The sequence below is a fragment of the Enterococcus raffinosus genome, from assembly GCF_001886185.1.
GTDB classification, from domain to species: Bacteria; Bacillota; Bacilli; order Lactobacillales; family Enterococcaceae; genus Enterococcus_A; species Enterococcus_A raffinosus.
In genome coordinates this window covers 1-11,486 of the sequence record NZ_JXLA01000064.1, presented here as the reverse complement: position 1 = coordinate 11,486, position 11,486 = coordinate 1, and the positions used below count along the sequence as shown (strand labels likewise).

Annotated in this window: 16 protein-coding genes; 6 read left to right on the top strand and 10 right to left on the bottom strand. The window is 33.8% G+C overall.

Annotated elements, in window-relative coordinates:
- Positions 1 to 382 precede the first annotated feature (382 nt).
- The 9 genes from RV13_RS19630 to RV13_RS19590 all read right to left on the bottom strand — a co-directional run bounded on the left by RV13_RS19630 (position 383) and on the right by RV13_RS19590 (position 6,325).
- Positions 383 to 574: a CsbD family protein gene (locus RV13_RS19630; protein WP_002302435.1), complete on the bottom strand. Its 192-nt coding sequence runs from the start codon at positions 572 to 574 to the stop codon at positions 383 to 385.
- Between the two features lie 16 nt (positions 575 to 590).
- The gene (locus RV13_RS19625; protein WP_002302433.1) at positions 591 to 1,208 is read right to left on the bottom strand and encodes an Asp23/Gls24 family envelope stress response protein; all 618 of its coding nucleotides are present in this window, start codon (positions 1,206 to 1,208) and stop codon (positions 591 to 593) included.
- Between the two features lie 30 nt (positions 1,209 to 1,238).
- Entirely contained in the window at positions 1,239 to 1,430 is a 192-nt protein-coding gene (locus RV13_RS19620; RefSeq protein WP_010730999.1) for a DUF2273 domain-containing protein, read from the bottom strand.
- A gap of 12 nt (positions 1,431 to 1,442) precedes the next feature.
- On the bottom strand, positions 1,443 to 2,003 hold the full coding sequence (gene amaP / locus RV13_RS19615; protein ID WP_002302431.1) for an alkaline shock response membrane anchor protein AmaP: 561 nt from the start codon (positions 2,001 to 2,003) through the stop codon (positions 1,443 to 1,445).
- A gap of 32 nt (positions 2,004 to 2,035) precedes the next feature.
- Positions 2,036 to 2,281: a GlsB/YeaQ/YmgE family stress response membrane protein gene (locus RV13_RS19610; RefSeq protein WP_002302429.1), complete on the bottom strand. Its 246-nt coding sequence runs from the start codon at positions 2,279 to 2,281 to the stop codon at positions 2,036 to 2,038.
- A gap of 202 nt (positions 2,282 to 2,483) precedes the next feature.
- Positions 2,484 to 2,852 carry a NusG domain II-containing protein gene (locus tag RV13_RS19605; RefSeq protein ID WP_002302427.1) on the bottom strand — a complete coding sequence of 123 codons (369 nt, stop codon included), beginning with the start codon at positions 2,850 to 2,852 and terminating at the stop codon, positions 2,484 to 2,486.
- A 181-nt stretch (positions 2,853 to 3,033) separates the two neighbouring features.
- Positions 3,034 to 4,329: a hypothetical protein gene (locus RV13_RS19600; protein WP_002302425.1), complete on the bottom strand. Its 1,296-nt coding sequence runs from the start codon at positions 4,327 to 4,329 to the stop codon at positions 3,034 to 3,036.
- A gap of 339 nt (positions 4,330 to 4,668) precedes the next feature.
- Positions 4,669 to 5,103, bottom strand: coding sequence for a hypothetical protein (locus RV13_RS19595; protein WP_025481306.1), 435 nt, complete (start codon positions 5,101 to 5,103; stop codon positions 4,669 to 4,671).
- A 16-nt stretch (positions 5,104 to 5,119) separates the two neighbouring features.
- A complete protein-coding gene (locus tag RV13_RS19590) occupies positions 5,120 to 6,325 on the bottom strand; it encodes a YSIRK-targeted surface antigen transcriptional regulator (RefSeq protein WP_002302421.1) in 1,206 nt (401 codons plus the stop codon).
- Between the two features lie 693 nt (positions 6,326 to 7,018).
- Between RV13_RS19590 and RV13_RS19585 the strand changes: the two genes are divergently transcribed.
- The 5 genes from RV13_RS19585 to RV13_RS19565 all read left to right on the top strand — a co-directional run bounded on the left by RV13_RS19585 (position 7,019) and on the right by RV13_RS19565 (position 8,991).
- A complete protein-coding gene (locus RV13_RS19585) occupies positions 7,019 to 7,405 on the top strand; it encodes a sigma-70 RNA polymerase sigma factor region 4 domain-containing protein (RefSeq protein WP_002302419.1) in 387 nt (128 codons plus the stop codon).
- 97 nt (positions 7,406 to 7,502) lie between these two features.
- On the top strand, positions 7,503 to 7,694 hold the full coding sequence (locus RV13_RS19580) for a helix-turn-helix domain-containing protein (protein WP_002302418.1): 192 nt from the start codon (positions 7,503 to 7,505) through the stop codon (positions 7,692 to 7,694).
- A 513-nt stretch (positions 7,695 to 8,207) separates the two neighbouring features.
- Complete coding sequence (locus tag RV13_RS19575; RefSeq protein ID WP_002311665.1) at positions 8,208 to 8,540, top strand: helix-turn-helix domain-containing protein; 333 nt, start codon at positions 8,208 to 8,210, stop codon at positions 8,538 to 8,540.
- Positions 8,450 to 8,644 carry an IS3 family transposase gene (locus tag RV13_RS21715; protein ID WP_002297332.1) on the top strand — a complete coding sequence of 65 codons (195 nt, stop codon included), beginning with the start codon at positions 8,450 to 8,452 and terminating at the stop codon, positions 8,642 to 8,644. The genes RV13_RS19575 and RV13_RS21715 overlap by 91 nt, the downstream gene beginning before the upstream one ends.
- Positions 8,645 to 8,835: 191 nt before the next feature.
- Positions 8,836 to 8,991 (top strand): DDE-type integrase/transposase/recombinase, encoded by a 156-nt coding sequence (locus RV13_RS19565; protein WP_002348988.1) that lies wholly within the window; start codon positions 8,836 to 8,838, stop codon positions 8,989 to 8,991.
- A gap of 314 nt (positions 8,992 to 9,305) precedes the next feature.
- Here the strand turns inward: RV13_RS19565 and RV13_RS19555 are convergent, their stop codons facing one another.
- Positions 9,306 to 10,922 (bottom strand): GTP-binding protein, encoded by a 1,617-nt coding sequence (locus RV13_RS19555; protein WP_002302415.1) that lies wholly within the window; start codon positions 10,920 to 10,922, stop codon positions 9,306 to 9,308.
- A 159-nt stretch (positions 10,923 to 11,081) separates the two neighbouring features.
- Between RV13_RS19555 and RV13_RS19550 the strand changes: the two genes are divergently transcribed.
- On the top strand, positions 11,082 to 11,258 hold the full coding sequence (locus RV13_RS19550; protein ID WP_229223949.1) for a helix-turn-helix domain-containing protein: 177 nt from the start codon (positions 11,082 to 11,084) through the stop codon (positions 11,256 to 11,258).
- Positions 11,259 to 11,486: the final 228 nt, after the last annotated feature.

The following is an 11,486-nucleotide window of genomic DNA, read 5'->3' as shown; positions in this document are numbered from 1 at the left end:
CTATCAGTCCTATTTGACAAAGAGCCGAATTTCTTCACCAACACTTATTGACGAAGAGCCTGAAAACAACACGATTTGACAAAGAGCCTTTTTCTCACGGGTGGCCGGGTTACTTTGCTAATTACCACTTTAAAATTAAACGGAGTGTTATATCATTCATTCTAATTCTCTCTTCATTTTATCACCTTTTTCAGTTAACCTAAATTTGTATATTTGTTAATCTTTTTGACAATTACTACACCTTTTTCACTAGAAAAAATCTTTGATTTAATAGCTTTTTCCTCATCTATCTTATCATAAACATATGGTGCTGTAATCGCCCCAATGAAAATATCAACAAAATTAGATAACATCAGAAAAACATTGACAAAATCAATTTCTACTACTTTTCACTCTTTAAATCATCAACAATGTGATTCACTTTTTTAGAGACATCATCTGCAACTTCTTTTACTTTTTCTTTCGCTTTTCCAAGTCCTTGTTGGGCTTTTCCCTTTAATTCGTCTGAGTCATCACCAGTGATTTTTCCTTTGAGTTCGTTAGCTTTTCCTTTAATCTCATTTTTTTCTACCACTTTAAATTCCTCCTTGTTATTCAACTCTTGGTTCTTGTCCATCTTTGATTGTGTCTTTCAGATCATCTGTCTTCTCGCTGATCTTTTCGCCACCTTTTGAAAGGGCATTTTTTGCTTTTTCAGTCTGTTTGGATGCAAATTCACCGGTACTTTCAGCAGCACTGGAAACTCGATCTTGTAAGGTTACTGAATCGTCCTCTTGTTCTTTTTTCGTTTTAACATCCACTACGTTGACATTAACCTCGATGACATCTAAGCCGGTCATGTTGCGAACTTCACGACTAACCACTTCTTTGATGCGGTCGTAGATGTTTGTAATATCCTTGCCGTATTCAGCCACAATATCCAAATCAACTGCTACTTGTTTTTTACCTACTTCCACATCAATACCGGAAGTTACATCATCAGTGTTGACAATTTTACCCGCCAAATTTGAGAAGAAGCCGCCATCGACAGTCAACAGACCATCGATTTCTTCCAACGCGATTCCTACAATTTTTTGAATGACCTTGTCGTCAAAGGTCAAATCTCCCTTGATTCCTTGGTTGGGAACTGGTGGCTTAGGTGGTTTGCCGACAGGATCGTTCACGTTCTTTTCAAGTTTTCCCGGTTGCATTGACATGTCTTTTTCCATTGAAATTCCCTCCTGATTTTGATTCTTACTTTACCTTCGCATGGTAAAACGGTCGAAAAAACCGATTCCCAGCAAGTAAAAGCCTAAGTAGGCTCCTAAACACGTAAATACTAATAATAGCAACGTCTTTAAAAATCCAATCGTAATAAGGAGAATGGCCAACAATAGACCGGCTCCGGCGAAAATGATTGGAATTTTATACGCTTCCCATATCTCTTTCATCGGTCCTCCTCCTTACTCTACTCGAGACGTTCCTGCAGGTTCTCTTTTTTGATAATCCTTGAATCTGACATTGGTTTCTATTTTCATGTTCGGTCCCACTAGCATTGCCAGATTATGCTTGATGGCACTAGCCAACTGGTCTTGCTTGTCAGTCAGTAAAAATACCTTGCGCATCTTGCCTGTTATCAACACATCAATCGTTTCCTTCTTTACTTTGATGCTGACAGAAGGGTCCCGTATAAAGGGCTCTTCTTTTACTGTCTCCAATACATAACTTTCTAGCGCGCGCTTTTGGATTGTCATATTGCCAGAATCCTTTTCGATATGAAAAGCAGAAGACTGACTAGGGAACAACAAAATCACGATGATTCCCACTACTGCCAATATCAAAAAGCCGACACTAACCCAAAATAGCAGCTGCGGCATGTAACTCCCTACTAGTGGATAATCAGTCAGTGGCAGCAGCGCAGGTAACCTGGCTGCGACGAACTGATTGGCTACTAAGGTATAAAACAGCGGAATTGCCAGCAGCACCAAGGCGATGATGAACAAGGCTTTCGTGCTTTTTCGCATGTCGTCACCTCTTTTTCATGATATCAGGTCAACTAAGCCCGGCGCCCGAAAAAGAAGGACACCACCGCTACCAAGATAACTGCGCCAACAATTGATGGAATAATTGCCATTCCTGCCAATGTTGGACCCCAATGACCTAACAGCGACTGGCCAATCGCTGAACCTACGAGACCTGCTGCCACATTGGCGATGATCCCCATAGAATCACCCTTATTTGTGAGAGCTCCAGCAATTGCTCCAATTACGCCTCCTACAATTAATGACCAAATCAAACCCATACTAATTTCACCCCTTTGCTTCAGATATTCAGAAACACTTGTAAGAATAAAAATTTCACTTAAATTAAAGTATTAAAGTGATTTTTCTAGTTATGTTTACTTTAATTGAATGAGGAAAGTCCCAAGATAACGCTTGTTAATCAAAATTCAATTTACAACATCTATACTGGCATTAATAAAGCTTTATATATGAAAGGCTGCGTTAATAAATTAGATACTCACTATCAAAATCACCATTTTTTGAAATTATTTCAATAACTAGTCTATGTGGAAGGCAAATAGACGTTTGTCCGACTTTACTTATCCAACCTGTTTTAACAGCAATCTGATCAGGACTATTATCTTCTTTAACTCTTATTTTTCCATTTTTCTCTTCAACTATATTATATTTTCCTTTCGCAGGATGATACATTTTTACCCAATGATCAGTATTATCGAGGTCAACTTTATCAACTTCTTCACCATTTATTCGAATAACTGCAAATCTTGTCGCAGATTCTGACGCATCAAACTCAACCACTGAAAAAATAAACAACGGAACCAAGGATAATACAATACAAGCTACAATCAAGATATAATCTCAGATTTTTAATTTTTTTAAAACTTTTTCCATATCTATCACCAAAATCAGAAATACAAGAATAAGTATTTCATTGACTGAACAATTAATAAAACTCTCCAGATTTCATACAGAAAAAAAGTTATTCGTAAAGAATCAAAAACGTAGATAAATCAAAAATATCACAACTCAATTATTGAATGAAGCGTTTAAATAAATCACTATCAGTTATATCATAAGGCTGACTATTATTACCCATAGCTTCAATTTCACCAGTAATATTTAATTGTTCAATAATGCCACCAGCCTCTACTTGAACCGTTGCAACTTCATTACCTGCGGTACTCACATCACCAATTATATTAAGATTCTTTATCTCACCACCAGATTTCACACTTAAAGCATATGCCGGTAACTCTATGTTTACTCCTTTAACCAGGGAGTTTCCGACACCCCCTTGAGTCTGTATGCCACCTTTAATTGTAATCGAACCAACACGTTTAGAAATTTGAACGCCAACAGATCCATCTCCATAAGTACGAATAGTCTGAAATAGCCCCTTCTCCAAAGTACCATCGTATTGATTATAGCCTCGGGCACCCAATCCATATGTTTCAATCGGGGCATGAGACTCAAAATATTTCACTACCCCAAAATTTACGAAACCTATTCCAGATGGACCATATGAAATCACTTGATCTCGAACTAACCAGTGGTCAACTTCTCCCCAAGCATCTAAAACCATGTCGTTGACTCCATAGGTAACGGTTTCTCCTAAATGAATAACTTGTTTTGCGTGCACTCCATTCACAATAAAAACTGCTGCAGTAATTACATCTGATACACCAAAGGGAATGCGTCCCGTACTATAAACAGTGGCTGTTTGAAGCTTTTCAACTTTTACACGTCCACCAGTATCTCCAAACCCTGCAATAAAAATACCAGAACCTGTTACCGGATTGTCTAACTGGCCAACTGAAATATTAGTAGCTTTTAAATTAATAAGGCTATTGGCATCCGGATTAAAATTATAGACAGTTAAAGCACCTTGTAAAACATTCACACCGTACTTTTGTGGTTGTTCTAAATACCCTCGTGTATCCGCACTCAAAATGTGAATAGAATCTAGATTTAAATCAGCAACTTTGCTTTCTTTTCTCATAATAAATGAAAACTGTCCACCTAATTTTAAATTCTTAAATTCAAAATGTCCTAAATTTTCATTGTATCCTGCATTAAAAATCGACTTTAGTTGAGTTGGAGCTTGAATATTTAAATCACTAATATGATTTTCTACCGTAACTCCAACTCCATCAGAATGTTCGAACATTAAAAGCGGCAAAGAACCGTTTTCTTGTACGATCCCTTGAAGTTTTGTATGAGGAGGTAAAATAATGCTATGAGTAGCTATTATACTTCGTTTCAACAAAATAATCGGTTCTTGATTTGCCAAGGCTCTTTCAAGCTCAATAAAATTATTTACTTCCATAAGTATCAACTTCTTTCCGTTTATTCAAATGTTGCATACCACTCAGTGATATATTCTACAAAATAATTAACTCTCTTCGTTAACCACAGTTTTCCTCTAAAAAAGATACAAACCTTCCAGTTAATGCAGTAACAATAATTATTCCTTTTATTTTGTATCAAAAAGTAGTTACACTTCCCAATAAAGGGAATGTTAGGCCTGAATCAATAGGAATCTCTACCTTTTCTCCATATTTTTTGCTTAAAGACGAGTATATTTAGAGCAAAATACTTTTGATACCTTAACTTTTTTATCTTTATAATTGTTTATATTCTAGAGTCTGATATTTTGTACGAATAATCAACTACTTTCACTTGAATACTTATAGTCTATTAACTTGTAACTATCTAACTTTTCTGGAAAAGTTAGTCCCTCGTAATAATCTTCCAAACTCGTTTTTTCAACTATCGGATCCAATTCTTGATAATTCATAAATTCATCATGTATTAAAAATAATAAATAAGTTGATATTTTACTATCTATCTTAATCAGCTTAAACAATGTTTCCTTAAAATTATTGCCATCAATACAACTGATAGATTCTCTAGCTTCTTCACATAAACTTTTTACTTTATTAATTACTACTCTGTCATGTTCTGTTAACGCACTATTATTCCCATTACTTAAACGTTCAGATTCTACAAAACAACTCAAGTCAGGAATCTCCCAAAAAAAATTTTTGTCAAAATCCAATTCCATCAACTCCCCCAAACTACGTAAATGATATAGTCTCACAATAAAATAAAGTCTCTCAGTTACTAGTGCTAAAGCTATCCACTAAACCTAATTGATATTGCTTAGGAGATACACCTACGTACTTCTTAAATACTCTTGAAAAGTGTGAAGAATCTGAAAATCCTAAACCTAAAGAAACTTCACTGATTGTATAGTTTGATTTCAACATTATCTTAGCCGCAGAAACTTTGCGTTTAGAAATATAATTATAAATAGTAATATGCATTTCATTCTTAAAGCTTTCTCTTAATTTAGTTTCACTTACGGAAAAATAATTAGCTATTTCCTTTACAGTAATTTTTTTATAAATATTTAGGCCGATGAATTGAACGACGGAAGAAATAAAAGGAGAAAGCGACTCTATCTTAGTTTTTCCAATTTCTTTGGTATAGTAAACTATTCCAGAATCCCTAATTTTTAAGACTTCAGGTAATGATACAGCTAATTCGTTTTCTCGTATAAAAACATCTCTGCTTTGATACGCCTCTATTATATCCATTCCTAACGTAATAGCAGTTCGTGCCAGTTTTTCAAAAATAATAATAGAATAATTTTTTTCAGAACGAAGCGTATCTCCACTAACACTCGGAACTATTCCATTACTCAAATTAAAAACCATGTTTTCCAGATTTCTAATGTCTCCCTCTTTAACATATTCCAATATTTTGTTCTCATAAAGAAACAGATATATTTCTGGATCATAATTTTGTGATATCAAATCATCTATTTTGATTCGTTCGACAGTTTTACTTATATTTCTTGTATATTCAATTAACGGTTCATGAAATAGATCTTCTATTTTTCCAGTAAAAAAATAGTGAACTAAAATCAAAATATCTCGAATGTCACCTAAAGAATACAATGTTAGGCTTTGCAATGAATCATAGAGATGCTCCCTATCAGCTGATGTAACATTTAAATTGTTCATTTTTAGTTTAAAAAAGTCTTTATCGATATTATTTCCTCTAAATGGACCAAATAAGTAATATCTGGTTTTAAACATGTATAGAAGAAACATCTCATTAAAATCACCAGTAAAGAAATGGAAATCTTTAGTTTTTTTAATATTATCAGTTAGTAACTTTTTATAATCATAAAAAAAATAAGTAGTTCTATCTGAGCGATACTCTTTTATAATACTGAATTCGGAATTAAAAACCACGATAGGTAACTTTAAACAAACATGAAGAGACTTTAATAAGACTTCTTTATCTGAAAACACTTTTGTTTCTCTCTTTCCTTTCTACATCATTAAATAGTATTTTATACGTTATCTAAAATACTATTCCTCTGTCAAAATAAGCTAATTTACTTCATTATAAAATATCCACTTATCGCTTTCATGTATATTACACCGTAAAAAGTACATTTTATCACCGAGAACTCATCATTTTTCATCATGATGAATACTATTTACATATATCTAGTTCAAAGACAATAATTATTATGATCCGTTATTATCTAAGCACTATACAGATAATAGGAATTTTTCGTTTCTAAATATTCCAATTTGGGAATCCAATAAAAATTTTCGTTCAAATACGTGTCTATTCGAACTCTTTTCTAGTTGTTAATTATGAAGGGGGAAGAAATAAAAAATACAATCTATACACGAATAAGAATATTATCCAAAAGGAGGTTTTAGAAAAGATTTATTATACGTAAAAAGCTCAAGACATTTTCTTAGCCATAAGGACATGTTTGATATTTAAGAAGATATATGAATTTTCTTTTCTAAGTATAAAGATAACTATCCATTATCAACTAAAAAAACATTTTTGAAAATAAACATCAGCAGTCCTATCAATGCATGTGAGCTTATAGAAGTTATTCGCAGCGCAGCATAATTGCATTAGCTTCTTTTCGTGTTTTTTGCCTCTTTTCCCTTTAAATCTTAATGGAGGAGGTGTGCAATATGTCAGATAACGACGAACGCGTAAATGCCCAGTTGATTCGATTCTTTGAAAAGGTCATTTTGAACACCGCTAATACTTATTATAAAAAACAAGAAGAAATTCAAAAACATGAACAACTTGATCAACTCCCACCATATTTGTTTACTAAAGATACTATAAAATTTAAACAGCCGATTAATGTTTTAAATGTGACTCTCCTTGTTGAAGATATAAAATTAGCAAAAATCCTTCCCTTGTTGAAAGAACCTGAACAAATTTTTCTTATCGAAAAATTTATCTTTAATAAAACTGATAAAGAAATTGGAAAGGTTCTGGGTATTACAAGACAGGGTGCGACAAATTTAAAACATCGACTTTACAAAAAAATTCAAAAAATGCTGGTTTAATATCTGCATAATAACTAATTTTGTATGCTTCTTTGCTCGTCCTCCTCCTTCCCAAAAAAATAAATAGATTATAAGTTCATGGGAAGAAGGTAAATTTATGAATACTTTAAAAGAAGATTTCATTTTAGCAAAGAATGGAAATGAAGAAGCAGTTGTGGCCATTCTCAAAAGATTTAGCGCTTTGGTCCATAAGCAATCCTGGAGAACTGGAAAATATGATCAAGATTGTTATCAAGAATGTATGCTTGCAATATATCTAGCTATCTCGAAATTCGAAATTAAAGAATAACTCAACTAAGGGAGTCTGTGACATAAGTAAAAAGATAGTTTCAAATTTCGAACAATAAATTTGAAGCCATCTTCTTTATAATTATAAAGTATCGATTTTACAGCGTTCTATAATGATTCATAGAATCCAAAACGAATGATTTTAATTATCAACGTTTTTTAATTCGTTTTTAGCTTAAAAATAACTTTTGTCACAGTCTCACTCCTAAAATTACTTTATTTACGTACGAAGTGGGCAGGAGGTCGAATCCAGAACTGGGCTATGGTACTTCAACGAGGACTTCTCCTCTAGAATTGAAAAGCATGCGATTTACCTTCCGTAACGACGGTAGATTTATTCAACTATGTGTCCAATCAAAATTTGTCTGATTTCAAAAATAGTCAAGAGAATTTTGGTTGTTAAAAACTCTTATCTATCAACTTCCACAGTTTAGTTGACGAACCCTGATACTAAGTTGGGCTATGATACACTTTTCTTGACTATCAGTTACGTTACCGGAAGGAATGAACTCTATTGAGAAAAACGTATGATCGTAAATTTAAACTAAAGATTTCACAGGATATCCTTGAGAAAAAAGTAACTACCAAGAAAATTGCTGAAGAATACAATATCTCTCGTCCAACAATTTCCCGATGGGTTTCAGAATATCGTCGATACGGGAAAAATGCTTTTGCTGGACAAGGAAAAAGATTACCTGATAAAGCAGATTTCTACATTCTTGAACAGGAAAATAAACGACTAAAAGAGGAAGACGAGTGTTCTACGAACACAAAGATCGATACGGATCTCCAGGGATCACTCAAAAACTTTACGATGAAGGAATCGAAATCAATAAACGTGTTGTAGCTGTTCTTATGCGTGAAATGAATTTATGCACAAGAGGATTTCATCGACGCAAATCTTCTCATGGTAGAGAAAAAACAATCAAAGAAATGGTAAAAAAATGTTGAATCGATAATTTGAACAGAACCAAATTGATGCTGTTTGGGTGACGGATATTACTTACATTCCATGTAATGACGGTCGCCTCTATTTGTCCACCTATATTGACTTAGCAACTCGTATTCTACGTTACTATATGGGGGATTCACACATGAAAAAAGAGATTGTCGTCCGTCCATTACAAATTTATTAAGGAGAATTGCCTACGGTAATTCATTCCGATAGAGGTAGCCAGCATCGGTCTTTTATTTATCAAGAGCTGTTGACCGACCACCACATCACACATTCAATGAGCCAAACTGGGACTCCTGTTGACAATGCAGTAATTGAAGCGTTTCATCGATCAATCAAATGAGAATTAATCGACTCCAACAAATATAAAAGTAAAATAGAGATGAAGGTGTTAATCCAAGATTATTTAGAAGACTACTACCCAAACAAAAGAATCCATACAAAATTTATGATGACTCCTTGACAATTTGAAGCAAAGAAAATAAGTAATCTAACCGACTGTTAACTAAACCATTGCAGGTCCCGTTAAAGATACTTGTGCCTGTTGTCACCGCTTCTTTTTCTTGTCCACAAGCGCTTAACACACTTAATAAAGCCCCTGCTATTATTGGTAATAATATCTTTTTCTTATTAAAAACCTCCTCATCTATTTCCAGATTAGTAAATGTAGTAATCTGTGCTTTCTTTTTTCTCAATACTAATAACTAACTTATGGGGTAAACAAATACTCGTTTGACCGGGTTTTGAGATCCATCCAGTTCTAACCGCGATTTGATCAGGACTATTATCTTCTTTAACTCGAATTCTTCCATCTTTAATCTCAACAATATTATATTGTCCCTTCGCAGGATGATAATTCACGAGTTTATGATTGATCTTATCCAAATCGAAGCGATCCATTTCCTTGCCATCAATTCGAACGATGGCATATTTGATAGCATCTTCAGTTGTTTCATTCTCCTTTTCTATAGAGAATACAAATAAGGGAATAAAAGAGGTAATAATCAAAATGCCAATAATTATGACATCGCCTATCTTGACACCAGCTTTTCTTAAAAATTTCATTAACGATATCTGGCTAAACATATTAGACTTTTTCCATGGAAATGGTGAAATTTTTCGGAAATTATCTGCATTAAGAGAATCAGTTAAACAACCCTCAAGTTGTTCCTTAATACATTGTTGATCCATCTTCATACCAATAAAAACTAGTTTATTAATGCGTTCACCAAACAACGGATGCCAGGCTTCCTTCAATTCGGGATTTTTTTGTATAATCATTTGACACTCAATTTTAGGTAAACTAGCTACCCAATAATTTAATGATTCAATACTTTTATGGCTACCCGATGTTTCAAAGATCGTCGAAAAATCACTATGTTGGGCAAACCAAAGAAACCTTTTTGCTCTTGTAATATTGCCAGGAAAATTTTTATCCGTAAGATGGGCAAATTTTTGTGCGTCAAGGAGTAACCGATTTCGATAGATAAAACTTGAGATACCATATTCTTCTGTTTCAGGAATATGATTTTGATAGCCAAGCTCTAACTCTTTGAACCATCCCACTGAATAGGAAGTCTCATCTATATTAAAAAGATTTGTATTTAGAATTTTCGATAAGTCTACTTCACCTTTAATTGTCCTAATTATTTTGGCATTGGACTGTAACTTAGCAATTAGACCGTTAATTTTGTAAATCGTCTTGGTTGACACTAAGTCACTATTATTTAAAAGTAATATGTTACAACACTCGAATTGATCAATTAACAAGCCACGAATATCCTGTTCTTCTTCAACTACATTACCTTCAGCTTTTCTTTCCTGAATCTTTTCACCCGTTTCGAAATTATCCCAAAAACGTTTTACATCCACTACTATAATAATGGAACCAATCTCTAATCGTTGGGTCAAATCAATGTCTAAAGGGTTTTTAGCTAATATAATTGCTTGAATAATTGGAATTGGTTTGCTGATTCCTGAAGCTTCAATAACAATTTGATTCAAGTCAGAAAATTGCACTAATTGATCTAGTTCAACAATCAAATCTTCGCGTAATGTACAACAAATGCATCCATTCGGCATCGAAACAAGTTTTTCTCCAGTTCTTTTAAAACCTTTCTTGTCGACTAATACCCCATCAACATTTACTTCCCCTATGTCATTTACAATGACAGCAATTTCCTTTCCGTGATCACCGTACAGAATATGATTTAGAAGTATCGTTTTTCCTGAACCAAGATAGCCAGTTAGGATTGTAATAGGTATTTTTTTCATAGGGAACCTCTTTCTATACCTTGAATTTACACTTTAAGTGCAACACATAAAAATGACTCATAATCGATATCCAACTAGTATAAGTTTGTCGAGAACACTCCTAGAAGGAAAATAATTATGAGCCAGTATCGTCATCTTACTATACTCTAACGAGAAAGAATCTTTCTGCTTCACGAAGAAGGATTTTCTATTAGTATAATTGGCAACGACATTCAGCATAGCCCGTTTACTATTTTACATGAACTGAGAAGAAACAAGAAAAAAACTAATCACCTTCCAAAGCGGAAAAAAATTATGCTTATCGAAGAAAAAAATGCGGACGTTATCACATTCTAAATGATCCGTGAGTTTGGTCAATTGTTCGTCATTTATTTGTCGATTTTCAGTGGTCGCCAGAGAAAATCTCGAATCGTTTGAAGCATGAACATATGGACTTTTCAATTAGTTTTATCACGATCTACCGTGCAATTTGCAATGATCTTTTCGATACAGAACCCCTCTCACACGGCAATAAAGGCCTGATCCGTTCATTGCACCATCGAGGAAAAACAAGACATACAAAAA